Here is a 23,736-nt window from a genome sequence, read left to right on the forward strand (position 1 = left end):
GTCAGGGGTCAGCGGTCAGCGCGGCGCGGCGTGTCGACGCTCAACCGCCGAGGATCGACGAGAGCCCGAGGTAGCAGGCCCAGGCCACGACGGCGCTCACCGGGATCGTGAGCACCCACGCCCAGAGGATGCGCGTGGTCACGCCCCAGCGCACCGCGCTCACCCGCTGGCTCGCGCCCGCGCCCATGATGCAGCCGGTGATCACGTGGGTCGTCGACACAGGCATCCCCAGGAACGACGAGGTCAGGATGGTCGCTGCCGCGCTGGTCTCGGCGGCGAAGCCATGAATCGGCTTGAGGTCGATGATCTTGGTGCCCATGGTCTTGATGATCCGCACCCCGCCCGCCGCCGTGCCGAGGGCCATGGCGGTCGCGCAGGCGAAGACCACCCAGAGCGGCACGTGGAAGTCGCCGTGGCCCGCGGGGATCGCGCCGTACGCGACGAGCGCCATCGTGATGATGCCCATGGTCTTCTGGGCGTCGTTGCTCCCGTGCGAGAGCGCCATGAAGCCCGCGGAGACCATCTGCAGGATCCGGAAGCGCCGATTGACCACCGCCGGCCGGGTGCGCCGGACGATCCAGAAGATGGCGATCATCCCGAGGAAGGAGATCACGAAGCCCACGACGGGGCTGATGATCAGGCTCTTGACAACCTTCAAGAGCCCCGCCCCCTGCACGGCCGCGGTGCCCGCCCGCCCGGCGCCCGCGCCCACGAGCCCGCCAACGAGGGCGTGAGACGACGACGACGGGATACCGAAATACCAGGTGAAGAGGTTCCAGAAGATCGCGCCCACGAGGGCGCTGAGCACCACCACCTGGGTCACCGCCGAAGGGACGATAAGGCCTTTTCCGATGGTGCTCGCCACCGCGGTGCCGGTGAGCGCGCCCCCGAAATTGAACAGCGCCGCGAGCAGCACGGCGGTGCGGATGGGGAGGACTCCGGTGCTCACCACCGTGGCGATGGCGTTGGCCGTGTCGTGGAAGCCGTTGATGTAGTCGAAGACGAGCGCGACCACGATCACGAGGGTCAGCGTGACGAGGAGAGTGTTCATGGCGCGCCCCTCAGGCGTTCTTGATCACCAGCGCCTCCAGCGCGTTGGCGACGTCATCGCAGGCGTCCAGAGTGTTCTCGAGCCCCTCGAGGAACTCCTTGTGCTTGATGAGGTGGATGGCGTCCTTCTCGGTGTTGAAGAGCTCGACGATCGCCGAGCGGAATATCTGATCGCCGTCGTGCTCGAGCTTGGCGATGGCCTTGCAATGCCGGTTGATCTCCGACACCCGCTTCATCCCCCGGAGCAGCTTGACGGCGCTGTGAATCTCGGAGCACCCTTCCAGGATCTTGGCGGCGAGCACCTGGCTCGCCGGCGGGAGATCCTCCATGGCGTGGACCACGACCCGCATCATCGTGGAGTGGACGCGATCCGAGACGTTCTCGAGATCCGTCGCCAGGGCGTAGATGTCGGAGCGATCGAGCGGCGTGACAAACGTCTTGTTGAGAGCGTCGTAGACGTCGCGGATCACCGCGTCGGCTGCGTGCTCGACGTCGGTGATCCGCGAGACCAGGGCTTGCCTCTCGCTGGCGCTCCGGGCGCTGCAGCACTCCGAGAGGACGTTGGCGCTCTGCAGCGCGCAGTCGGCGCCCCGCTCGAGCAAGTCGAAGAAGTGCTCTTCACGAGGTAAGAGCGATTTGATGACCCGATCGAGCCACATCATGCACCTTTCTTGGCGGGCGGGCGCATCCTAGCACGAGCGCGTGACGCTCGATGGGGCGCTTCGCGCCGGGCAGCCGCCGCGGCGGCTGTGTAAGGTCTTATCGAAGCTCTGTGTAGGGGGGTAAGAAAAATTTACCCTCGTGTCCGTGGTCACGGGCGTCTCGAGGAGGAACGTCGGCGGTTGCGGTGGTTCGGGGCCTGCGCCGCCGGTGGGGCTCGACGCCGCGCCCACGCCGGAGCAGCTCAGCGGCGGCGGGACCACGCGCCGGGCGGCACGCCGGTCCAGCGCTTGAACGCGCGGGTGAACGCGGCGACGTCGGTGAACCCGACAGCGAACGCCGCCTCGGTCACGGTCGCGCGGTGCGCCGCGAGGAGCTCCTCGGCCATCGCGCGCCGCGCGTCGACGACGATCGCCTGGAAGCTCGTCCCGCGCTCGGACAGGCGGCGCTGGAGGCTGCGCGCGCTCTGGCCGACGGCGCGCGCGACGTGGTCGAGCGTGGCCTCGCCCTGCGGGATCGCCGTGCGCAGCTCGCGCCGCACGCGCGCGAGCACGTCCTCCTCGGCGCGCGGCAGCACGCGGTGCTCGCCCGCGGGCAGGCCGAGCGCGCGCTCGAGCTGCTGGGCGAGGAGCGCGTAGAGCATCGGATCGGTGGTGCTCATCCGCGCGTCGAGGAGCGCCCTCGGGTACTCGACCTCGGCGCGCGGCTCGCCGTAGCGGATGGGCGCGCGGAAGACGCTGCGCGCGAGCGCGCCGTCCGCGGGCGGCGGGCGCACGAGGCGGACGACCGTGGGCTCGCGGGGGGGCGTCGCGGCGCGCCGGAAGCGCAGGACGGTGGTCGCCGCGAGGTAGTCCCACACCGCGCTCGGGGCCGTGTGGCCGGGCGCGAGCGCGAAGCGGAACGTCACGTGGTCCGGCCCCTCCTCGAACGTGTGCGCGGCGGCGTCGTGGATGAGCCGCTGGAAGCGCAGGAACGCCCGCACCGCGCCGCGCACGTCGCCCGCGCTCGCGAACGTGTACTCGACGAGCGACTGAGGCGCGGCGTCGACGAGCACCGCGGCGCGCAGGCCGAACGACTCGTCCGCAGCCGAGAACGCGGCCCACGCGCGGCAGAGCTCGTCGTGCGTCACCCGCGCGTCGGGGCGGCCGAGCACCGCAGGGTCGACGCTGACGCGCGCGCACACCTCGGCCGGCGCGATGCCGTCGCGCTGCGAGGCGGTCACGACCGCGATGCCGAGCGCCTGCGCGAAGACCGTGGCCGGCTGGGTCGCGGGGCGCGGGGTCACGGAGGAGGAGCCCAGGGTTTCTGGGAGGGGCTGCGGCGTCAAGCGGCGTTCCGCCTGGCCCGCCCTTGGCTCACGGCTTGCACATTCTGCAGATCGAGATCGCGGGAGCGCACAGCGCAGCCGCGAATCACGCGTCGTGTCTCAGGGCGGCGCCGTGGCCCCTCGTTGCTGCCATGGCAGCAGCCGGTGGTGATCCGCTGCTGCGGCACGGGCACTCCGCGGGGGCCGCTCACCGCTCTTCCGACAGCGCCACGCGAGCGGGTAAGGTGGTCGTCGATGCTGGCCTTTCTCAGGAAGCGGCGGCGCGACGCCGTCCGACGCGAGCCCTTTCCGCCCGCGTGGCGCGAGATCCTCGACCGGAACGTGCCCTGCTTCGGCCGCCTTCCGGCCGAGGACCAGCAGGAGCTCCTCGGGCATATCCAGGTCTTTCTGGACGAGAAGCCGTTCGAGGGGTGCGGCGGCCTGGAGATCACCGACGAGATCCGGGTCACGGTGGCGGCGCAGGCGTGCCTCCTCCTCTTGCACCGCGAGACCGACTACTACCCTGAGCTCGAGGTCGTCCTCGTTTACCCGAGCACCTACGTGGCCCGCGGCCGGGAGGTGCGGGAGGGGGGCGTCGTCGTCGAGGGCGATCACGCGCGGCTCGGAGAGTCGTGGTCGCGGGGGTCGGTCGTGCTCGCGTGGGACGGCGTGCTCGCGGGCGCGGCGGACATGAGCGACGGTCACAACCTCGTGCTCCACGAGTTCGCGCACCAGCTCGACCAGGAGGAAGGCCCCGCCGACGGCGCGCCCGAGCTGCCCGAGCGCTCGATGTACGCGGCGTGGGCGCGCATCCTCGGCCGCGAGTACGAGCGCCTCCTCCGCGACGAGGCGAGCCTCAAGCGCACGGTGATCGACCCGTACGGCGCGACGAACCCGGCCGAGTTCTTCGCCGTCGTCACCGAGGCCTTCTTCGAGAAGCCACGGAAGCTCAGGGCGAAGCACCCGGAGCTCTACGAGCAGCTGAAGGCGTTCTACTGTCAGGACCCGGCCGGCCGGTAGCGGCGCCGCCCGCTCTCGGCGCCGCCGCCGCGCGCGGGCCGATCGCCCGAGCGCCGCCGGTCGTGGTATCTCCCGGCTCCCCGATGGCCCGAAAGCGCAAAGGCAGGTCCCGCAACGGCGGCGCGTCCTCCGCTCCTCGACCGGCGTCTCCCGCGTCGCCTGCGGCCGCCACGCTGCCCGCGAAGCGCGTGCGCTCCTTCCGCCTTCGCCTGGACATCACCGCCCTCGAGCTCGCTTGCGGTCACGACGGCCTCCTCCGCGGCGCGCCCGAGCCTGTTCTCCTCCTCGCCGCCTACCTCCTCGTTCCCCATGACCCGAGCGGCACGGCGGGGCTCACGCCTCCTCGTCCGCTGGGCCGCACCCTGGTCCGCTTCCGCCCGCCGGAGGGCCGCTTCCCCGCCGTCGTCACGCTGCGCGCACCGCTCTCGTTCAAGGCCCGCGCTCGCGCCCGCGAGGGCGACCGCGTCCTGCTTCTCGCCCTCGCCGTCGAGGAGGACGCCGGCAAGGAAGTCGAGCGGCTCTACGCCCACCTCACCGACGCAAAGCACCTTCGCCTCTGGGACCTCGACGCGCCCGTCCCCGCACCGCTGGCCCCGGCCGAGCTCATCGCTGCCCCGTACCTGCGGGAGAACGCGGCCCCGGTCCGCGTCGGCGTGCTCGACGACGGCGGCGATCTCCGCGACACCTGCCGCGAGGACGACTTCGTCGGCGCCTGCGCGGCCGTCGTCTCGACCGCTCGCCACGAGGACACGCTTCGCTTCCACTTCGTCTCGGCCGACGGCCGCAACGACTGGACCGCCGTGACCAGCGTCAGCGTCGACTGACGCCCGCCCTCGTCGGCAAGGGCGTCAAGGGCCAAGGGGCGTCGCGCGCCGCCGGCGCGCCGACACGGACCGAAGGCCGAGGCGGGACACGACCCCATGCGCCGCATCATAGAGCAGGCGCCGCCCGGCGGCGAAGCGCGTGGCCGTCGATCATCCACCCGGGCAGGGGGCGCCGGCGCGGGCCCAGGTCTCCCATGCAGCGACGAACTCGGCGTACGGCGTCGGGATGGGCGTGCGGCCAGCGCCAGGGTTCCAGCCCCAGGTCACGAGGGGATCCTCGAGGTGGACGCGCAATGCCGCCATGTCCTTGCCGCCATTGCGCTTCGGATCCTTGATCTGCTCGCACAGGGCGCCCGGGGCGACACCGACGAACACCATCGGCATCTCGGGCGGCGGCATGTGCCAGCCCTTCGAGACGCCCGGCGGCACGTGCGTGCCAAAGCTGTTCGGCGGGTTGGTCGGCCCGTGGCACGTCGTGCACTCCGCGCCTGGCATGCCGTGGCCCGTGGGGCCGCGCAGCACGAACTGCGTGTGCAGGCGGCCCTCGTCGCCCTGGAGCGGCACGTCGCCGGCTGGGTGACAGTTCTGACAGCGCGGGTGCTGGAGCACGCCGCGCACGGTCTCGAACGCGGCGAGGGCGGTCTCGCGGCTGACCGGCGACGGCGAGGGCGCCGGCGAGGCCCCGGGCGTCTGTCCCCCGCACGCGGCGAGGAGAGAGGCGAGGACAAGAGAGGATCGGATCATGGTCAGTTCCTACGCGAGGCGAAACGGAAGGGAGCGCAGCCGCTGCTTGGTCAGCGCGAACACTGCGTTTGCCACGGCCGGCGCGATCGGCGCGGTGGCGGGCTCCCCGATGCCGCCCATCTTGGCCTTGCTCGGGATGAGATGGACGGCGATGCGCGGCATGTCGAACATCCGGAGCATGGGATAGTCGTGGAAGTTGCTCTCCTGGACCTTCCCCTCGGCGATGTTGATCTTGCCGTAGAGCGCGGCCGTGAGGCCGAAGGCGACGCTGCCCTGGATCTGCGCCTCGATGCCGAGCGGGTTCACCGCCGTACCGCAATCGACGCTGCAGGTGACCGAGTGGACGCGGATGCGCCCCTTCTCGATCGAGACCTCGGCGACCTCGGCGATGATGGAGCCGAACGACTCGTGCATCGCGAGCCCCCGCGCCCGTCCCGGCGCGGGCGCGGTGCCCCAGCCGGCCTTCTCGGCGGCGACCTTCAGCGCGTTCGCGTGCCGCGGCTTGTCCTTGAGCAGCTCGAGGCGGTACGCGAGCGGATCCTGCCCCGCGGCGTGCGCCAGCTCGTCCACCATGCTCTCCACCGCGAAGGCGGTGTGGGTGTTGCCGACCGAGCGCCACCACAGCACGGTGACCGGCGTCCTCGGTGAGTGCAGCGACACGCGGAGCGCGGGTGTCCGCTCGACATAGGGCGACTCGGCGATCCCTTCCACCGAGGTCAAGTCGACGCCGTTCCTCGTGACGAACGACTCGAGCGGCGTGCCGGCGACGATCGACTGGCCCACGACCACCTGATCCCACGCCGCCGGCAGCCCGCGCGCGTCGACGCCGACCTGGATCCGGTGGACGAAGGCGGGGCGGTAAAAGCCGCCGCGCATGTCGTCCTCGCGCGTCCACACGACCTTCACCGGCACGCCGGCGGCCTTCGCGACGATCACGGCCTCCCCGACGAAATCGGCCATGGGGCTGGCGCGCCGCCCGAAGCCGCCGCCGAGGAAGGTCGTGTGGATCTGGACCTTGTCGGGCGTCGTGCCGAGGATCTTCGCCGCGGCCATCTGGTCGCCGGTCTGGAACTGCGTGCCGGTCCAGATCTCGCAGCGATCGCCGTCGATCTTGACCGTACAGTTGAGCGGCTCCATCGGCGCGTGCGCGAGGTAGGGCACGTCGTACTCCGCCTCGAGCCGGGATTTGGCCGCGGCGAGCGCGTCTTCCACCTTGCCGACGCTGGCGGCGACGGTGCCGGGCGTCCGCGCCTTCGCGTGGAACTCGGCGAGCAGCTTGGCGCTGTCGGCCCCGCCGCCCTCGGGCTGCGCCCACTCGGCGCGGAGCGCGTCGCGCCCGAGCTTGGCGGCCCAGAAATGCGCGGCGACGACGGCGACGCCGTTCGCGGTGGGGACGACCTTCTCGACGCCGGGCACCTTGAGGGCGTCGGCGGCGTCGAACTTGACGAGCTTGGCGCCGAACGCCGGCGGGCGGAGCACCACGGCGGTGCGGAGCCCGGGGAAGTGCACGTCGAGCCCGAACTGCGCCTTGCCCGTGATCTTCTCCGGCGTGTCGATGCGGCGCACGAGGGTGCCGATCAGCTTCCAGTCCTTGGGGTCCTTCAGCTTCACCTTCGCCGGCGGGGCGAGCTTCATCGCCTCCTCGGCGAGCTGGCCAAAGGTCAGCTTGTCCTTGCCGTGGGTGACGACGCCGTTCGCGGCCGTGCACGCCGCGGGCGAGACCTTCCACCGGGCGGCCGCCGCGCGCAGCAGCATGTCCTTCGCCATCGCGCCGACGGTGCGATAGCGCTCGAACTCGCTGTTCGTCGTCGTCGACCCCCCGGTCATCTGGAACTGCAACGCCGGATGGCCGTAGACCGGCGCGGCCGGCGCGTGCTCGGACCGCACCTTCGACCAGTCGCACTCGAGCTCCTCGGCGATCAGCATCGCGAGCCCGGTCCAGATGCCCTGGCCCATCTCGGAGTGCGCGAGCACCACGGTCACGGACTCGTCGGTGCCGACGCGGACGAACGCGTTCGGCGAGAGCGGCGGCGGCTGCGCCGCTTTCGGCGCGGCGCGGACCCCCTGCGGCACGTAGAAGCTGATCAGCAGCCCCGCCGCCGAGCCCGCGGTCGCTTGCAAAAAGTCACGCCGGGAGACGGTCACTTGCCACCTCGCTTGAGCCTCGACGCGAGGATCACCGCCTCGCGTACGCGAACGTACGTCCCGCAGCGACACACATTGCCGGACAGCGCAGCGTCGATGTCGGCGTCGCTCGGATCAGGCTTCTGCTCGAGCAAGGCGACCGCGGTCATGATCTGGCCGGACTGGCAGTACCCGCACTGGACGACGTCGGCCTGCGCCCAGGCCTGCTGCACCGCGTGCGACCCGTCGGGCGACAGGCCCTCGATCGTCGTCACCTTGCGCGTGCCGACGCTCGACACCGGCAGGACGCACGACCGCGCGGGTTTGCCGTCGATATGGACCGTGCAGGCGCCGCACTGGGCCATGCCACAGCCGTATTTTGTGCCGGTCAATCCCAGCAGATCGCGGAGCACCCAGAGCAGGGGCATCTCCGGACTGGCATCCACGTCACGAACAACGCCGTTGACATCGAGCTTCATGGCCGTTCACGCCATACTTTTGGGCCGGCGCGCCGTCAAGCGACTGCACATGTTCTTATCATTTCTTCACCATCGGCCATCGGCCCAGGGCTCGCCGGCGCTCTGTCACGCTCGCACCTTCGACCGCGAGCGGTCGAGCGGCGTGGAGGGCGAGCGGTCACCAGCGTCACCAGCGTCGCCATCGACGACGAACGCCCTGGCGGGCGCGTCACGAAGGGTGAATGATGCCGGGCGCATGAACGAGCTTGAGCGGATCGTGCGCGAAGCGGCGACATTGGTGGCAGAGCGGTCACCGTTTCTCCTCGCGACGGTCGTGCGGGTGTCGGGGTCGTCGTACCGGCGTCCCGGCGCGCGGATGCTGGTCTCCGGCGAACGCTGGGTATCCGGGTGTGTGAGCGGCGGCTGCCTCGAGGGCGACGTGATGCTCCGCGGAGAGCACCGGTGCCGCGATGGCGCCGTGGTGGTGACGTACGACTCGACCACCGAAGACGGGGAGACGTGGGGCGTGGGGCTCGGCTGCAACGGCGTCGTCGATGTCCTGCTCGAGCACGTCGCGGCCGGCGCGACCCACGACGCGCTCGCGTTCGCCGCCGCCTGCTTCGCCGAGGAGACCGCCGGCACGCTGGTCACGGTGATCCGCTCGACGGCCGGCGCGGTCCGGGTCGGCGCGCGCCTCGCGTTCGGTCCGCCGTGCGCGCTCGCGCACCCGGTGACCGATCCGGACGCGCGCTCCGCGATCGAGGCCGCGGCGCGGGGGCCGGCCGGCGTCGTGGAGCTCGACGGGCCGGGGATCTCCGTGCTCGTCGAGAAGATCGCGCCGTCGCCGCAGCTCTTCGTGCTCGGGGGCGGGCACGACGCGGTGTCCATCGTCACGCTCGCGACGTCGGTCGGGTTCCGGGTGACGGTCGCCGGTCCGACGATCCGCCAGGCGTCCCGGTTCCGCGCCGCGGATCGCGTCGTCTCGACGGGCGGCGACGCCGATCGCCTCCGCGCGCTCATCGACGCCGCGGCCGAGCCGTACGTCGTGATCATGCACCATCAGGTCACGCCGGATCGCGACGCGCTCGCCGTGGCCCTCGCGTCGCGCGCCCGCTACATCGGCGTGCTCGGGCCCGCGCGCCGCACGCGCGATCTCCTCGCCGAGATCGGCCACCGCGGCGACGATCCGCGGATCCACGCGCCGATCGGCCTGGATCTCGGCGCCGAGACGCCCGAGCAGATCGCGCTCTCGATCGTGGGCGAGCTCCAGGCCGTCGCGCGCCGGGCACAGGGGGGAAAGCTCCGCGCCCGCGCCCGGCCTCTGCACGCGCGCGTGGCGCTGGCCGTGCTCGCCGCCGGCGGCTCACGTCGCCTCGGTCGCCCCAAGCAGCTCGTCGAGCTCGACGGCGCGCCGCTCGTCCGGCGCGTGGCGACCACGTGCGTCGAGGCGCGTTCCGGGCCGGTCGGCGTCGTGCTCGGCGCCAGCGCCGGCGCGGTCGCGCGCGCGCTCGGCGATCTGGAGGTCGCGCACATCGCGAACGACGGCTGGGAAGAGGGCATCGCCTCCTCGGTCCGCGCCGCGGTCCGGTGGGCGGAGGCCTCGAAGGCCGACGCGCTCCTGATCGCGCTCGCGGATCAGCCCCTGCTCACGGTCGAGCACCTCACCGCGCTGCGGGACGCCTGGCTCGCGGGCGCGCCGATCGCCGCGTCGCGGTTCGGCGGCGTCGTCGGCGCACCGGCGGTGTTCGACCGATCTCGCTGGGACGCGCTCTCGCGCCTCCAGGGCGACCAGGGCGCCGCCCGCCTGCTGCGCGTCGAGGACGTCGCGGCGATCGACTGGGCGGGCGGGGCGATCGACGTCGATACGGCCGACGACGTGCGCGCGCTCGGCGGCCACGCGCCGGCGAACCCGCCGAGCTGATCACCAGCAGCTGTAGTCGTAAACCGTGCGCGACGTGTCCCCGAGGCGCTCGACCAGCAGATCGCCGTCGAAGACGTAGGTGAAGGCCGGGATCGATGCGCTGGGCGTGCCGTCGAGCGGGTTCACCCCCTGCTCCCGGCGGAGGAGACGACAACCCTCGTAGACGATCTCCGTCGTGATGGTCGGCAGATCATCCGAGAAGCGGTCGAACGTCAGCTGAGCGGGGCGCCCCTGGTCATCGCGGTCGTATCGGACGAAGTAGTCGTCGTTCCCGTAGGTGATCGCCCGCGCATCGTCGTTGTAGTCGATCTCGAGGACACGGGTGTCGGCCGCGCCGGTCCGGGTCATGCGGATCATGCGCTCGCCCTCGTAGTCGAAGGTGTGTGTGTGGGTTTCGCTGCCCAGCGTCTCGACCGCTCCGACGAGACGCTGGCCGTCGTATTCGTAAACGAACGATATCTCCTGTCCCGTGTCCGTCTCCGTGTCCGTCTGGGCGCACGGTCCGGGATGAGGCCCATACATCCACGGACCGAGCTCCGGCACGGGGACGCGGCCAACGAGCTCTGGACAGCCCGTCGCGCCGCCGCCCCCGCCTCCCTCACCCGACCCGCCGGCGCCGCCCGAGCCTGTCGAGGCCGCCGCGCCTGAAGCGCCGGCGCCCCCGCTCCCCGACGTCGACGTCCCGTCGGAGCCCTCGTCGTCACCGCAAGCCACGAGCGTGAGCAAGCAACTCGTGGCTATGTATCCGCACGTTCTGAAGGCAAATCGATGCATCTCTCTCCTCATCCGTCAACCTGGGTCGCCGGGCCGTCGCGCCCCGGTCGTAGGAATGCCAACCTGGGGCGGGTTCCTCAGGCATCCTGGGCAGTGCGCGGAGCGGACCCAGCGGACAACCAAACGTACCTATCCGCGGCTCCGCTGGCAACCGGCGATCCGGCCGAGCGCCGATCCTCGATGACGGTGCGAGCGGGTCAATGCCTGTTCCACGGGATCGAGGCAGCTCTACCGCCCGCGAGGACAGCGGGTTGACACGCAGCCAGGATCGAGCGCGCCGCCGGTTGACGTCCCGCGCCGGTTCGCAGTAAGTGGCGTCCCATGCATAGAGCCCTCGCCCTGGCTGCGCTCCCGCTCCTGGTCCTCGCGTGCGCCCCCGCGACGCCCCAGCCCGTTGCGCCGGCGGCGCCAGCGCCGGCCATCGCGGCGGCGCCGCCCGACGCCAGCGAGCAGCGGGCGCTGGGGGAGCAGCTCGTCGCCGCCTTCAACGACGCCTGGAACCGGCACGACATGGATGCGTTCGCCGCGCTTCAAGCGGAGGACGCCGATTTCGTGAACATCTTCGGGATGTGGTGGCACGGGCGGGAGGAGATCCGAGCGAATCACGTCGGCATTCACAAGACCGTCTTTGCAAAGAGCCGCCTCGCCAGCGTGCGTGTCGAGACACGCTTCGTCGCGCCGGAGCTCGCGGTCGTCCGCTGGGCATGGGAGCTGACGGGCGTCGTCACCCCGGATGGCCAGCCCGTGCCCGACATGCAGGGCATCCTTGTGCACGTGGCGCGGCGCGCGGGGGACCGGCTCCAGATCGTGACGACGCAGAACACGCAGGCCACGGCCGACGCGTTCCGCGCTGTGCGCGCCATGGATGCGCAGGCCCGACCCGCCCAGTAGCCGCCCGCGGGCGCGTCCGCCCCGCGAACGCGCCTACCGCACGAGCGCCGGCGCGCTCAGCGCGGCCACGTCCGTCATCCCGGCCTGGACGCGCGCGTAGATGCCGCACGCCTCGCCGGCGATAAGGTAGATCCCGTAGTTGACCGACTCGCGTCGCGCGTTCTCCAGGGCGGAGAAGTACCGCTGCGCGATCCACCGCCCCTCCCGGGCCTTGGCCAGGGACGCGCGCCAGACCTCGTCGGGGGTGTGGCGCCCGAGGATCACCTCTTCTCCCTCGGCGCCGTAATCGCTCTTGAGGACCCACTCCTCGCGCTGCGCGAGGAGCAGCTCGGGGTGCACCGTCTCCAGCCGCGACGTCACCGGGACATGACGCTGGATCACCGACTGCGCGTGCGGCGAGAAGCGATGGAGGTGCTCCCACATGAACGCCATCGAGCGCTTGTTCTGCGGCAGCACGGCGCCGAGCGGGTTCAGGACCGCGGCGCGCCCGTCGGCCGCGGCGGACAGCACGGCGCCGAGCGGGCCGGCGAGCGGCTCGGCGTCGGGGATCTGCTCGTCGGTCCACACGCTCGAGCGCTCTCCCCACCAGTCCGTCTTGTAATGGCGCAAGAGGACCGAGAAGGGGACGTCGAAGAGCGACAGGCCGCGATCGTCGTGGCCGAGGTTGTACGGCGAGCCGAGGAGCACGGAATACCCGCGCTCCGTGAGCCAGCGCTGGTAGAGGCGGATGACCGAGAGGTCCTCGGTGAACTCCGTCGGATAAACGAAGCCGAGGCGCCGCGTCGCGGCCTCGCCGAGGAGCGCGCGGGCGACCTCGTCCACCATCGCGCAGAACCGGGCGCCGAGCTCGCCGTTGGGGTCGCGCGCGCCCGGGTGGTCCGGCGCCGCGAGCGCGCTCAGCACGACCGCCTCCGCCTCGCCCGTCGGCGTGTCGCAGTTCAGCTCGGCGATCGCCGGGCCCTCGTCCGTCAGGAAGACGTCGGCGCGGGCGATGCCGTGCCACAGCGGCTGTGACGAGAGCCACATCGCCTTCTGACAGGGCGTCAGACAGAAGAAGTCGTCGAGCAGCGCCGGCTCGTCCGCGACGATCAGGCAAAGCTCGTTGTAGACGGCCGCGACCTCCTCGGCGGCGCGGTACAGGGCGCGCTGCTCGGCGGCCGTGACGAACACCGGCTCCTCGCGGAAGCGCGGGGCGCCGTCGAACCAGGGGTCGGTGATGAGGCCCGTGTCGACGATCTTCGCGGCGAAGGCGTCGTAGGCGCCGTCAGCGGAGGTCATAGGAGGCGCGCGATGGCGATCGCGGTCGCGAGGTAGGTGGTCGCCTCGAGCGCGCCGAGCCCCTCGTTGCGGTCGGCCGCGATGCCCGCGTCGAGGCGGCCGCCGCGCAGCGCGAGCGGCGCGCCGAGCAGCACGCTCTGCACAAGGAGCTGCCGCACGGGGTAGAGGGCGAACAGATAGAGCAGCACCCCGCCATAGCCCTTCAGCGAGATGAAGAGACCCTCGAAGTCGCCCTCCAGCGCCCGCGCGATGATGATCGCCACCGCGATCGAGGCGCCGGCGTAGCTCAGCGCGGCGGCGAGGTTCTCTCCCTGGATCTGCTCGGCGTCATCGTACGTGGTGAGCGCCCGGAACAGCGAGATGAACACGTGAAGCGTGATCTGCGCGAGGACGAAGAAGCCGAGGGAGATCGCGAGATCGCCGAGATCCTTGCCCGCGATCGCGCGCGAGGTGATGAGCCCGGTCGCCACGTAGTGCGCGCCCGCGGCGAGCCCCGCGGCCGCGTTGCCTCGCTCGATCTCGGCCGGGAGCCGCGCCCTGAGCAGAAGGCGGATCCCGAGCTGGCCGGTCGCGAGCACGAGGAGCAGGCCCACGACGGCGAACGCGCTCACCCAGAGGAGGTCGCGCGCGAAGGCCTCCCCCTCGAGGCAGTTCTTCACGGCGTTGGCGGCGACGAGGAACACCGCGAGGACCTGGCCCACCGTGAGCAGCCGGCGGGCGGCGTTGCTCTCGGTGAGATCGCGGGCGACCGTATGCGCCGGTGAGAAGACCCTCTGCCCGATGCGCAGCAGGGCGAGCAGAGCGAGCGTGGTGCCCAGCCCGAACCCCATGACGTAGGACAGATCCATGGGACGCACGCTACAGAACGCGCCGCGCCCTCACAAGCCCAAGCCTCGCGTCACGCCGCCGCGAGGGTCAGGCCTGTTTCGGGGTTTGCGGGGCGCCCCGGGCTTTGTGATATGGGTAGGCCTGCGGGGTGGTGACGCCCCGGCTCCGGCGGCGGACCCATGGTCGAACCTCCTTGTGACTCCGGCATCCAGGGCATCTTCGCGCGACCCTATATCGATCTCGAGCCGTACCTCGACCTCGCCCCGCTCGACGAGATGCACGAGGAGATCTGCCTCGGGCTCACGCAGGTGCCGATCGATTACACCGGCGGCAGCCACCGCACGATGGGCATCATGCCGCCGTCGCGCCTCGGCGAGGCGTTCGCCGACTACGGCGAGGTGATCCGCGGCCTCGGCGACGAGGAGTTCGCCACGTTCCAACGCCTCTCGGACGACCCTTCGTCCATCGATCGCGCCGCGCGCGCCGCGCTCGAGTTCGGCGAGGAGCGCGAGTTCCCGCTCTCCCGGCGGCAGATGCTGTGGCTCAAGTTCCGTCATGGGGTCTACTTCCCCTGGAAGGTCTATGTCGAGCTCATCCCGAACCGCTATTGGGGCGACAAGAGCCGGAGTGAAGGCAAGGACTTCACCCGCCTGGCGAAGTCGTTCTTCCCGAGGACGATCGCCTACGTGAAGCGCCTGCCGTTCTCGTCGATAGGGCGCTGCAACATCATGGGTCTCGAGGCCAACGATCACGGCACGGTGCACCACGACGGGGAGGGGAGAGCGCCGGACATCGAGCCCGACCACTTCATCACGCTCTGTCCCGCGGGCAACAAGCGCCTGTTCCTGTGGGACGAGCGGGCGCGGCGGAAGACGGCGGTCGCCGGCCGGGCCTACTGGTTCAACGATCACGATTACCACGGTGTCGAGGCGGACCCGTACTTCAGGTACTCGGTGCGCATCGACGGCACCTTCACGCCGGAGTTCATCGAGGCGCTCCGGCGCGACCAGGCCAGGGCGGCCGATGTCACGCCGCTCGCGCCGCCCGCGCCAACGGCGCAGGCCGAGCGCGCGCCGCAGGGCGCCGGGGAGGCCGCAGCGTGAGCCAGATGGACGAGCCGTTCGAGCGTGACGAGGTGCTCGACAAGCCCGGGATCATCGGGGCGCGCTGGTGGCACAAGGGCCTGGCCGACGCGCCGAAGGACGCGTCGCGGCGGAACGCGATCCTGGCCGCGCTCGGCGCGGTCGGGCTCGTCGGCGTGGCGGCCGCGATCGCCGTGGCCGCGGACGGGTGCTCGGACGATGAGACCGCGGTGCAGAGGAAGCGGGCGCTCGACATGCAGCGGACCTTCGGCTGGAGCTTCGGCGCCGCGCAGGAGAGCGTGACGTTCGACGGCGAGTCGAAGAAGCCGTTCGATCGGGCCGCGCTCGCGAGGATGTCCACCGACCTCAGGCCGGCGGACGAGGGCGCGCGCGCCTACTACGTGCCCGCGCTGTTCGAGTCGCCGTCGGCCGTGCCCACGCTCGTCGCCGAGGGGGATCCGGCGCCCATCACGCCGCTCGGCGACGTGCTCCGGCCGATCTTCACGCCGGCGATGGACCGCGCGTACCGGAGCGGCAAGGCGCTCGCGTCGCTCCTCCTCGCCGCCCGGACGGACAGCGGGCTGCCCCGCGACATCGCGGTCATCGTGGATCTCGATGGCCCCGAGTCGGTGGCCTTTGCCGCCGGCGCGGCGGAGGCGTTCGACCCGGTGTTCACGTTCGACAACTGGCCGCACCCGCGGGGCGTCGTCAAGGCGCACCTGACGCTCGCCGCGGCGGCGTACTACCAGCCGCTCTTCGCCCGCTCGGTTCCCGGCCCCCGCGCGACGATGTTCGTCCTCGATCGACAGCGGCTCTCGCCCTATTCGGACGACGCCACGCAGTTCGACAACCGGCATGTCGCGAGGCTGCCGTCCGCCGATGCGCTCTGGGACCGAGGGGTTCGCCATGTGCTCTATGTGGTGCCCACGGAGAGGGACACGACCGAGTCCGACGACCTGAACGACGACCTCGTTGCGTTCCGGTCGCGCCGGCTCGATGTCGGGTTGATGGCCGCGAACGTCTTTGCCGCCGACCCGGCGGAGCCGAAGCCCGCGAACGAGACCGAGGACTGGCCTCCTTACTACTATGGCGGCCGCGCCGCGTCGCACGGCTGGTTCTGGAACGACTATCCTTGGGGGTCGCCCCCTCGCCCGGCGCCGGTCGAGCCGAGCGCGCCGAGGCCGGGCAAATTGTACGTGCCGGCGCAGCGCGCGACGGCGTTCTCGAGCGGCACCGCGTCGAGCGGGGTGTCGCCGAGCCCGGACGGCTTCGGGACGGTGCCAGTCGTCGTGGCGCTCGGCACCGGCGTGATCCTCGGCGCGGCCCTCAGCCGGAGCGGCTCGTGGAACCGGGCTTCGGGCGGATACGGAGGCTGACCGTGGAGCACTCGATCTTCGCGATGGAGGTGTGCGCGCGCATGGACCCGGGGAGCACGCTGCAGCGCGCGCTGCACGATGCCGTCCAGGTCCAGTTCGAGAAGATGAGCCTGCAATACAAGTGGTACCAGTACCGCCGCGCGCAGCTGGCGCTGCTGTCCAATCTGAATGCCATCGAGAAGGGGTGCTGGGACTACTTCGATAACGACTCCCGGGCGCTCAACGATTACGGCATGTGGTCCCGCGGCATGATCACGGAGGAGGGCGCGCGCAAGGGGCCGTCGGGGACGCCGGACCCGTACCGCGGCCAGCCCCGCTACCTGACCTTCACGATGGCGTTCCTGCTGATCCAGGGCTCACCCACGGATCGGATGCTCCGCACGGTCTGCGACATCCCGAAGGACCGCCTGTGGCGCCGCGACGTGTTTGGCCACATCCTCCAGAACCTCGGCCACGTGAGCTTCGCCAGCGTGAAGTCGGATGTCATCTACCTGATCCCGCGGGACGAGGGCTGGGCGCTGACGGCCGACGATCTGACGGATCCCAAGTTCCACTACCTGCGGAAGCTCGTGTAAACCGAGGGAGACCGCATCGAGAAGGTCTGTCTACGAGGAGTCGAAGGGCGAGATGCCCGCCCGCCGGCGCGTGGGATTGGCCGGCAGAGGTGAGAGCAGCAGTCGGCCGCTGCCTTACCAGGCGTCGATCTCATTCGAGAGCGGCACGCGCGCCGGCGAGCTCCGCGTCGCGCTCGGGCGAGGGCGCCGCTCCCTCGTGGCGCGCGCGGGTGCGCTCCCGGCGCTCGACGACGTTCTCGACCTGCGCCCTCCTGCGTTCCACCTCGGCGCGCCCCTGCTCCAGCGAGGCGCGCGCCAAGAGGAGCAGGCCGCCGAGCACCAGGGCGATCGCCGAGAGGGCGGCGCCCGCCCAGCGGAGCCGCCGCCGGGCCGCGGCCCTCCGCGCCGCGAGTTCCTCCACCGCCCGGCGCACGTGGTGGGGTGGTATCTCGATCTCGGCGCCGACGCGCTCGAGATCCTCGATGCGGAGCCGATCCTTGTCCGCCTCGGCGAGGCGCGCGGCGAGCGCGATCACCTCGTCGACGTCCTCGTAATCGACCTTCCTCGCCTGCTCCGCTTCGAGCTCTGTCGCACGCTCGTTCATCGACGTTCCTCCTACCAGCTCGAGCTCGCGCCGCCGCCCCCGAATGATCCGCCACCGCCGCTGTAACCGCTGCTCGATGACGACGACGAGGAGGAGGACGAGGAGTACGAGGACGAGGAGTACGACGAGGTCGAGCTCGAGGCGGAAGACGAGCCCGGCGACGCGGCCCGGCCGCTGGCGGGCAGGAGCGTCATGGCCGGGAACAGGCCGAACAGGAAGCACATGAAGAGCGCCAGGTAGAGCGACACGTCCATGGAGCTGACGAGCCCGAACAGACCGGCGCCGAACGGGACGACGATGGCGATGGCGATCGCAGATAACCTCACGCGCCGCAGGAAGGGTTCCTCCGGCCCTCTCTTCAGAAACAGGCTCCGTCCGGCGACCAGGCCCATCAGCGTCGCGATGAGCATCACGCCGAGGAGCGGGCCTGCCTGCTTCGTCAGGTAGGTCGATGCGGCGGCCTGGGAGAGCGCCCCGTAAGCCGATACCGACGCGAACGCCGCGAGCCCCGGGACGACCTCGATGGGCACGCCGCCCGTGGTCCTGACGAGCAGGACGGCGATCTGCACGCCGGTCCTCTCGCGGTGCGCGAGGAGCTTGCGCGTGAGGTCGTCTCGCTCCTCCGGCGTGAGCACGCCCGCGTGGTCGTTCACCGGGGCCTGGATCGTCACGGCCGGCGCCGCGAGCGCATAGGATGCCGTGAAGAGGATCACAAGCACGCCGAGCGCTGTGGCGAGGAGGAGCCGCACACCGCGGCCACTCCCCACCACCGTTCCCAGCCCCGGCCGCCCTCCCGGTCGAATCGAGCTCATCCGGCCATGGAGTGCCCGGGTCGAGGGGAAAAGCAACGCCGAAGCCCGGATCGGACGCCACGGCATTGCGTCGTGACGCCGCCCATCTGCAAGGGGGAAACGATTCGGAGACACAGAAACAATCCTGAATGATTCCGGAATGTTGATGCTGTGTCCGGCAGCTGCGGCGGCAAGCGCGGGGAGGCCGGGGGAGCTGTACGCTCCATGGGCGCGCGCCCGTGCCGGTGGTGGCGGTCGCGAGCCGTTCCAGGTCGTGGCCCTGGCGACGCGGGCCGAGGTGATGCTCGCGCGCGGGAGGCCGTCCGAGGCGCTCGCCGAGGCGCGTGAAGCGATGGCGCTGCTCGCCTCGCTCGGCAAGGTCGAGGAAGGCGAGGAGCTCGCCCGCCTCGTGTACGCGCGGGCGCTCGAGGCGACAGGCGACCACCCGGCAGCGCGCGCCGCCGTTGCGGACGCGCGCGACCGCCTCCTCGCGACCGCGGCGCGGATCGACGATCTCCGCCGTCGCGACGGTTTCCTCCGGAACGTCTCCGAGAATGCGCAGACCTTGGAGCTCGCGCGGGCGTGGCTCGGGGCCTCTGCCATTGCCCCGACGTTCGCTGGAGACGGCCGGCTACCGGCCTAGAACCACGTCCCCCAGCGGCCGCTGGGGATGCGGCTGAGATCGGCGGCCGCCGACGGTCAGCGTCGGAACGGCAGGGCCAGCACCTTCCAGAACTGCTGCGAAGGCGGATAGTCCGCGGAGCGGTCGACGCCCAGGCGGCGCGGGCCCGCGTCCGGCCGGTACACGAACGTCCCGAAGACGAGATCCCACAGCGGAAGTACGGTCCCGAAGTTCCGGGCCTCGTCGACGTCGGCGCTGTGATGATAGCGGTGCAGCTCGGTGCCGATGAACACGTAATTCAGGAATCCGGCGCGGATGTCGACGTTGAAGTGCGAAATCATCGTCTGCAGATCGATGAGCAACATCACCGCGAAGACGGCCTGCGGCGACAGCCCCAAGATCAGCAGGGTCGACTGGATCAGCACCGCCGAGATGAGCGCGTTGAGGGGGTGAAACACGCCGTGCATCACCACGTAGACGCGATCCGGAAGGTGATGCGCCAGGTGGACCTTCCACAAGAAGCGCCCCAGGGCTCCGTTGCCTTCGTGGCTGAGCCGATGGAACCAGTACTGCAGCAGCTCGAAGACCACGAGGAAGACCCCCACGCTGAGGGGCACGGAGGCGCTGGCGAGCGGGCCCTGATGCCGCTCGCTGAGCCACAGGGCCAGGGTACCGAAGCCGGTCCGCACCACCGCGATGGTGACGCCGGAGGCCAGCAGGTACTTGAGGTCGCGCCAGAAGCTCTGGCGGGTCATGCCCCAGTCCGGCGACAGCGGCAGCAGGCGCTCGACGGTGATGAGAAAGACGATCAGGCCCAGGAGGTAGCCCCACAGGGTGCGGCTCAGGTCCCAGCCCTGCGTCACGGCGGCGTGGATGATGTACAAGGTCACCGCCAGCAGCAGCGGGTACAGCAGGCGGCTCGTCATCCAGATCAGCGTTCCTCGCATGCGATGGATGCTGAGGTCGGGCGCCTCTTCCACCCAGCGACACGGACCGCGGATTGAACGTTAATGAACAAGAGCTCGAAAAAGTCCGGAAACGAGGACAGGGACGGGGGCGGCGACAGGACGCGGGCTGCCGGCAAGATCGCGGACCGGCGCATGCAGGATCGGCGCGTTCAGAAGACCCGGAAGCTGCTCTCGGACGCGCTGGTCGCGCTGATCCTGGAGAAGGGCTATGACGAGGTCTCCATCCAGGACATCATCGATCGAGCCAACGTTGGGCGGTCCACGTTCTACTCGCACTACGAGAACAAGGAGCAGCTGCTGCTGTTCGGACACGAGCACCTGCGGCCGCTGTCCCTGCGAGATGCGGGACGTCCGCTCGACTTCCTGCCGTTTTACACCCACCTCGCCGAGATGCACGAGCTGGTGCGCAAGCTCCTGTCCGCGGAGAAGAGCGAGCGGGTGCTGACGCGCTCCCTGGAGGACATCCTTCAGGGCAGCATCGCCCGCCTGTACGCTCCGCGGATGGCGCCGGAGGAGGGGGCGCTGTTCATGCTCCGCTGCGAGGCGGCGGCGGCGGCGCTGGTGCGGTTGATGACGAGCTGGATCCACAAGGGAATGCCGTGCTCACCGGAGCGGATGGCGGAGGAGAGCACGGCGCTGCTGCAGCGGGTCCTCGCGGACGAGCCGGCCGCGGCGAGCGGACGGACGCGGAAGGAGTGAGGCGCAACCGCGCCAGCACGTCCGTGCGCGAGCATGCACCATCCGCCGGCCTTCTACACGGTGGACGGCGCCCGATGCTGCGCTCGGCTCAATCCTGCCAGTCGCCGAACATCTCGACGTAGCTCTTGCCGGTGACCCGAGCCCCTCGGTAGCTGCCGGTGAAGGCGGCCGTGGCTTCCAAACGACCGATGCCATGGATGACGAGCTCTTGCTCGACGGTGCCCGTGATGCGCACAGTGAGGCTCGTCCCCCGCGGTCCTCGGGAGGCTCGTGCTCGTGCCCGCGCTGCCGGGCTTTCTGGCGCAGCATCCGCGCATCGAGCTCGATCTGCGGCTGCCCGCGCAGAGAGCGGGGCGCTCCGGTTCGAGCCCACCGGCTCTCTCAGCGTCAACGACGGCGACGCGCTCAAGGCGCTGGCCGTGGCAGGCGCCGGGCTCGCCTGGGTCTTCGACTTCATGATCGCGCCCGAGCTCGCGTCGGGGGCGCTGGTCACCGCGCTCGATGAGTTCGCCGTGGACGAGCGTCCGATCCACGCGCTCTACCAACAGAGCCCGCGGCACGTCATCCCACGGGTGCGGGTCTTCCTGGACTTCGCCTCCACGCTGCTCGGATCACCACGTTCGTGAGTGGCCTGGCGAGCCCGACGCGAGCCTCGCCCGAGGCCAGCGCGAATGCATGCTCGTCTTGTCCATTCGCTAGCTGGAGACCGGCCGCCGGCGGTCACCCGTCGCGCAGGAGCTCATCAAGGCTCGCCATACAGCGTCGCCGCCCCTGCCATGTCGAGCCAGGTCAGCACGTAGTCTCCCCCGTTGGTGCCCTCGCACCGGCTCTCCGCGTTGTAGTGCATCACCGACCCCGGATCATACGGCGTGAGCGCCCGCCAACCGGGGCGTTCCGTGCAGGCGCCGTTGCCCTCCGGGCGGGCATGCTCGTGCCGGAAGCCGAGGACGTGCCCGAGCTCGTGCCGGAGGACCCCGGTCAGGGTCTTCGAGGTGGCCTGAGCGATGTTCTCCAGATCGATGAAAACCTGGTGATACCCCCGCGCGACCATGCTCGGAAGGAAAGCTCGCCCGTTGTACGTGGTGCCGCTGGCGGGGACTACCTCGAACAGCGCGGGATGCTCCTCGTCGTACTCGCAGGCCTCGTCGTGGTCGCGCTCGTAGACGAAGCGGACGGCGGCGGCGCTCGCCCAGGCGGACCCGGCCGACAGCGCCGCGGCGACCACCGCGTCATGATCGTCGCCGAAGCGCGGAGAGACGCAATACGTCAGGTTCATCTTCTGCTCGTCGCTCCAGCGGTCATCGCTCCCGTCGTCGCGCTTGTTGACGATGAGCGCCCCCGGCTGCTGGCGCTTGGCGGAGAGCTCCTTCAGGGTCACGTCGTCGTGAACGCCGATGTCGCCGTCGACGAGATAAGCGCCGTCGTTCGGATCACGCGGGAGGCTGGCCTTCCATTCATCGAAGCTCTGGTAAGTATCAGCGACGGGCTCGCCCGCATCGGACGACGGGTCGACGACGCAACCCGCCGCGAGGACGGAGGAGACGAACAAAAGGAGGAGAGAGCCGTGAACGGATGGAGGGATGAACATGGTGGGCTCCTTACTCGGGCCGATCCGAGCCAAAACCCCATGTCTGCGCAAGCGCCATGCCAGGGCTTCAAGGCCGCCGGGAGGACGGAAGTTCCCGCGCCAGGCTCGATCGCCCCGGTGAAGGAGCGAAGCGGCCGCCTCGTTGTGCGTTCCAGGGCCACAGACGATCCTCGTGCGGCATCGGTTCTCGTCCATCGAAGCGCGGCGCCAGGGATCGGCCAGCGTGTCGGCCGGGAAGTGGACGAGGCGGTAGACCAGGTGGGCGTCGAGGAAGCCACCGACGAGCACCCAAGCGAGCAGCCGGCCGGAGATGTCGACCTCGAGCCCCCTCGCGGACCGAGCGTCTCTTGAGGACCTGTACTCCCACGAAGATCCCGAACGCCTGCGCTAAAGTCGTTCCGCTCAGCGCCGCCCCGGCCGGTCTCAGGGCATGCTTTGCTGCCCCGCGCCGGCTGCCCCGGCCGGCCGCATCTGCGCGACCTGCTGACACGCGGCGGCGCAGCGGCGGCATTCGTCGGCGCAGGCCTTCATCTGCGCGTCACCCGTGAACCTGTCACAGCTCTGGGCGCAGAGCTCGCAGATGCTCGCGCACGCGGCCGTGACCTGGCTGTGTTGCGGCGAGCCGCGCATCAGGAACGTCGCGGTCGTCTCGCAGATCTTGGCGCAATCTTGCAGGAGCTGAATGTGGGAAGGCTCCGCGTGCGAGCCTCCCATATGGAGGCAGTGCTGGATCGTCTGGACGCAGATCGACTCGCAGCTCTGGGCGTGGCTGGCCGTGCTCACGAAAGCCGTGCTCAGAGTGAACCCCTTGTGGGCCATGTGTCCCTCCCTTGTTCCGATGATGCTTCTCGATGCCTCGTGAGCTCGTCTCGCGCGCGCACGGGACGAGCCCGATGGGCAGGGCGGGAGACTTGTCGAATTCACCAGGCTCGTCATGTCGGAGCGCTCCGCATTCGCGGCTCGGATGGAGGCTGAACCAGCGCCGACGCCGCGCGTGCGTCGCGCCATTCCGCTCGCCCATGCGTCGGGGCTGCTCGCAGGGCGATGCTTGGAACAGATCTGGGCGGATGGGATTCAAGAGGGGCGATGAAATCGATGTGACCCGTACGGTCACTTTCATCTATCCGAACGACCAGGCTGTCGCCATCCGCGGCCGGTGCGCCGGCGGCGAGCACGCGGCTCGCGCCCGCTAAAGGGCTCGCTCGCCGTGAGCCAGGGACCTCTTCCGTCCGCTGCTCACTTCTTCGGTGCGACGGCGATGGTGCCCTTGATCATCCCCATGCCGCACTCGAACTTCAGCTCACCTGCCTTCAGCTCGGGGAGGTCGATGGTCACCGGCTGTCCGGTCGGCAGCTCCTTGCGGATGCCGAGGCTCGGGAAGACGACCTCCCTGGTGCAGCCGCCGCTGTCGTGACGGACGAGCCTGAGCTGCAGCCGCTCCCCCGTCCGCGCCCGGGATGTGGATTACGGCGAGAGCGCTGGAGCTCGCTGCGCAACTGGCTGCGCGGCCGGCATGTCCGGGGCACCGAGGGAGGCTCGTGGCCCGACCTGGGTGACCAGCTGCCGCCGTCGAC

General features: G+C 70.6%; 25 protein-coding genes and 1 pseudogene. 10 read left to right on the top strand and 16 right to left on the bottom strand.

Annotation, left to right across the window (positions count from 1 at the left end):
* Positions 1-40 precede the first annotated feature (40 nt).
* From WMF45_RS18985 to WMF45_RS18995, 3 genes are all read right to left on the bottom strand, one after another.
* A complete protein-coding gene (locus WMF45_RS18985; protein ID WP_437718289.1) occupies positions 41-1,051 on the bottom strand; it encodes an anion permease in 1,011 nt (336 codons plus the stop codon).
* A gap of 10 nt (positions 1,052-1,061) precedes the next feature.
* Positions 1,062-1,712 carry a DUF47 domain-containing protein gene (locus WMF45_RS18990; RefSeq protein ID WP_437718290.1) on the bottom strand — a complete coding sequence of 217 codons (651 nt, stop codon included), beginning with the start codon at positions 1,710-1,712 and terminating at the stop codon, positions 1,062-1,064.
* A gap of 242 nt (positions 1,713-1,954) precedes the next feature.
* A complete protein-coding gene (locus tag WMF45_RS18995; RefSeq protein ID WP_437718291.1) occupies positions 1,955-2,995 on the bottom strand; it encodes an AraC family transcriptional regulator in 1,041 nt (346 codons plus the stop codon).
* A gap of 276 nt (positions 2,996-3,271) precedes the next feature.
* Here WMF45_RS18995 and WMF45_RS19000 point away from each other — a divergent pair, with 276 nt between their 5' ends.
* Together WMF45_RS19000 and WMF45_RS19005 are read left to right on the top strand one after the other, a co-directional pair.
* Positions 3,272-4,036 carry a zinc-dependent peptidase gene (locus WMF45_RS19000; protein WP_437553398.1) on the top strand — a complete coding sequence of 255 codons (765 nt, stop codon included), beginning with the start codon at positions 3,272-3,274 and terminating at the stop codon, positions 4,034-4,036.
* A gap of 83 nt (positions 4,037-4,119) precedes the next feature.
* Positions 4,120-4,860: a hypothetical protein gene (locus WMF45_RS19005; RefSeq protein WP_437718292.1), complete on the top strand. Its 741-nt coding sequence runs from the start codon at positions 4,120-4,122 to the stop codon at positions 4,858-4,860.
* Positions 4,861-5,010: 150 nt separating this feature from the next.
* Here the strand turns inward: WMF45_RS19005 and WMF45_RS19010 are convergent, their stop codons facing one another.
* Genes WMF45_RS19010 through WMF45_RS19020 form a run of 3 tightly spaced genes read right to left on the bottom strand, consistent with a single transcriptional unit; the run spans position 5,011 to position 8,207 of the window.
* Positions 5,011-5,604 carry a hypothetical protein gene (locus tag WMF45_RS19010; RefSeq protein WP_437718293.1) on the bottom strand — a complete coding sequence of 198 codons (594 nt, stop codon included), beginning with the start codon at positions 5,602-5,604 and terminating at the stop codon, positions 5,011-5,013.
* Positions 5,605-5,613: 9 nt separating this feature from the next.
* A complete protein-coding gene (locus WMF45_RS19015; protein WP_437718294.1) occupies positions 5,614-7,749 on the bottom strand; it encodes a molybdopterin cofactor-binding domain-containing protein in 2,136 nt (711 codons plus the stop codon).
* Positions 7,746-8,207, bottom strand: coding sequence for a (2Fe-2S)-binding protein (locus tag WMF45_RS19020; protein WP_437718295.1), 462 nt, complete (start codon positions 8,205-8,207; stop codon positions 7,746-7,748). The genes WMF45_RS19015 and WMF45_RS19020 overlap by 4 nt, the downstream gene beginning before the upstream one ends.
* Before the next feature lie 235 nt (positions 8,208-8,442).
* Here WMF45_RS19020 and WMF45_RS19025 point away from each other — a divergent pair, with 235 nt between their 5' ends.
* Positions 8,443-10,107 (top strand): NTP transferase domain-containing protein, encoded by a 1,665-nt coding sequence (locus tag WMF45_RS19025; RefSeq protein WP_437718296.1) that lies wholly within the window; start codon positions 8,443-8,445, stop codon positions 10,105-10,107.
* Here WMF45_RS19025 and WMF45_RS19030 read toward each other — a convergent pair whose 3' ends face one another.
* A complete protein-coding gene (locus WMF45_RS19030; RefSeq protein ID WP_437718297.1) occupies positions 10,108-10,833 on the bottom strand; it encodes a hypothetical protein in 726 nt (241 codons plus the stop codon).
* Positions 10,834-11,202: 369 nt separating this feature from the next.
* Between WMF45_RS19030 and WMF45_RS19035 the strand changes: the two genes are divergently transcribed.
* Positions 11,203-11,772, top strand: coding sequence for an SgcJ/EcaC family oxidoreductase (locus tag WMF45_RS19035; RefSeq protein WP_437718298.1), 570 nt, complete (start codon positions 11,203-11,205; stop codon positions 11,770-11,772).
* A 33-nt stretch (positions 11,773-11,805) separates the two neighbouring features.
* On the opposite strand, the gene WMF45_RS19040 is transcribed toward WMF45_RS19035, so the two are convergent.
* Together WMF45_RS19040 and WMF45_RS19045 are read right to left on the bottom strand one after the other, a co-directional pair.
* On the bottom strand, positions 11,806-13,050 hold the full coding sequence (locus WMF45_RS19040) for a glutathionylspermidine synthase family protein (RefSeq protein ID WP_437718299.1): 1,245 nt from the start codon (positions 13,048-13,050) through the stop codon (positions 11,806-11,808).
* The gene (locus WMF45_RS19045) at positions 13,047-13,898 is read right to left on the bottom strand and encodes a DUF350 domain-containing protein (protein WP_437718300.1); all 852 of its coding nucleotides are present in this window, start codon (positions 13,896-13,898) and stop codon (positions 13,047-13,049) included. Before WMF45_RS19045 ends, WMF45_RS19040 begins: the two co-directional genes overlap by 4 nt.
* A 159-nt stretch (positions 13,899-14,057) precedes the next feature.
* On the opposite strand from WMF45_RS19045, the gene WMF45_RS19050 reads away from it, so the two are divergent.
* From WMF45_RS19050 to WMF45_RS19060, 3 genes are read left to right on the top strand one after another with little or no spacing between them, the layout of a single operon-like run.
* Positions 14,058-14,981, top strand: coding sequence for a hypothetical protein (locus tag WMF45_RS19050; RefSeq protein WP_437718301.1), 924 nt, complete (start codon positions 14,058-14,060; stop codon positions 14,979-14,981).
* A 5-nt stretch (positions 14,982-14,986) separates the two neighbouring features.
* Positions 14,987-16,336 carry a hypothetical protein gene (locus tag WMF45_RS19055; protein ID WP_437719553.1) on the top strand — a complete coding sequence of 450 codons (1,350 nt, stop codon included), beginning with the start codon at positions 14,987-14,989 and terminating at the stop codon, positions 16,334-16,336.
* A gap of 2 nt (positions 16,337-16,338) precedes the next feature.
* Positions 16,339-16,911 carry a hypothetical protein gene (locus WMF45_RS19060; RefSeq protein ID WP_437718302.1) on the top strand — a complete coding sequence of 191 codons (573 nt, stop codon included), beginning with the start codon at positions 16,339-16,341 and terminating at the stop codon, positions 16,909-16,911.
* Between the two features lie 130 nt (positions 16,912-17,041).
* Here the strand turns inward: WMF45_RS19060 and WMF45_RS19065 are convergent, their stop codons facing one another.
* Both WMF45_RS19065 and WMF45_RS19070 read right to left on the bottom strand, forming a co-directional pair.
* Positions 17,042-17,494, bottom strand: coding sequence for a hypothetical protein (locus WMF45_RS19065; RefSeq protein ID WP_437718303.1), 453 nt, complete (start codon positions 17,492-17,494; stop codon positions 17,042-17,044).
* Positions 17,495-17,505: 11 nt separating this feature from the next.
* Positions 17,506-18,306 (bottom strand): TPM domain-containing protein, encoded by an 801-nt coding sequence (locus tag WMF45_RS19070; protein ID WP_437718304.1) that lies wholly within the window; start codon positions 18,304-18,306, stop codon positions 17,506-17,508.
* A gap of 139 nt (positions 18,307-18,445) precedes the next feature.
* On the opposite strand from WMF45_RS19070, the gene WMF45_RS19075 reads away from it, so the two are divergent.
* Positions 18,446-18,928 (top strand): hypothetical protein, encoded by a 483-nt coding sequence (locus WMF45_RS19075; protein ID WP_437718305.1) that lies wholly within the window; start codon positions 18,446-18,448, stop codon positions 18,926-18,928.
* 56 nt (positions 18,929-18,984) lie between these two features.
* Here WMF45_RS19075 and WMF45_RS19080 read toward each other — a convergent pair whose 3' ends face one another.
* Positions 18,985-19,854 (bottom strand): sterol desaturase family protein, encoded by an 870-nt coding sequence (locus WMF45_RS19080; protein ID WP_437718306.1) that lies wholly within the window; start codon positions 19,852-19,854, stop codon positions 18,985-18,987.
* A 63-nt stretch (positions 19,855-19,917) separates the two neighbouring features.
* Here WMF45_RS19080 and WMF45_RS19085 point away from each other — a divergent pair, with 63 nt between their 5' ends.
* Positions 19,918-20,574: a TetR/AcrR family transcriptional regulator gene (locus WMF45_RS19085; protein WP_437718307.1), complete on the top strand. Its 657-nt coding sequence runs from the start codon at positions 19,918-19,920 to the stop codon at positions 20,572-20,574.
* Between the two features lie 88 nt (positions 20,575-20,662).
* On the opposite strand, the gene WMF45_RS19090 is transcribed toward WMF45_RS19085, so the two are convergent.
* Positions 20,663-20,809, bottom strand: coding sequence for a hypothetical protein (locus tag WMF45_RS19090; protein WP_437718308.1), 147 nt, complete (start codon positions 20,807-20,809; stop codon positions 20,663-20,665).
* Between WMF45_RS19090 and WMF45_RS19095 the strand changes: the two genes are divergently transcribed.
* Entirely contained in the window at positions 20,802-21,200 is a 399-nt protein-coding gene (locus tag WMF45_RS19095) for a LysR substrate-binding domain-containing protein (protein ID WP_437718309.1), read from the top strand. The genes WMF45_RS19090 and WMF45_RS19095 overlap by 8 nt on opposite strands.
* A gap of 116 nt (positions 21,201-21,316) precedes the next feature.
* On the opposite strand, the gene WMF45_RS19100 is transcribed toward WMF45_RS19095, so the two are convergent.
* The 3 genes and pseudogenes from WMF45_RS19100 to WMF45_RS19110 all read right to left on the bottom strand — a co-directional run.
* A complete protein-coding gene (locus WMF45_RS19100; RefSeq protein WP_437718310.1) occupies positions 21,317-22,162 on the bottom strand; it encodes a hypothetical protein in 846 nt (281 codons plus the stop codon).
* A 423-nt stretch (positions 22,163-22,585) separates the two neighbouring features.
* The gene (locus WMF45_RS19105) at positions 22,586-22,981 is read right to left on the bottom strand and encodes a four-helix bundle copper-binding protein (protein WP_437718311.1); all 396 of its coding nucleotides are present in this window, start codon (positions 22,979-22,981) and stop codon (positions 22,586-22,588) included.
* Between the two features lie 417 nt (positions 22,982-23,398).
* A pseudogene (locus tag WMF45_RS19110) lies at positions 23,399-23,602 on the bottom strand (cupredoxin domain-containing protein); the annotation flags it as partial.
* Positions 23,603-23,736 lie beyond the last annotated feature (134 nt).

The organism is Sorangium sp. So ce448 (assembly GCF_051520915.1).
GTDB lineage: Bacteria > Myxococcota_A > Polyangia > Polyangiales > Polyangiaceae > Sorangium > Sorangium cellulosum_B.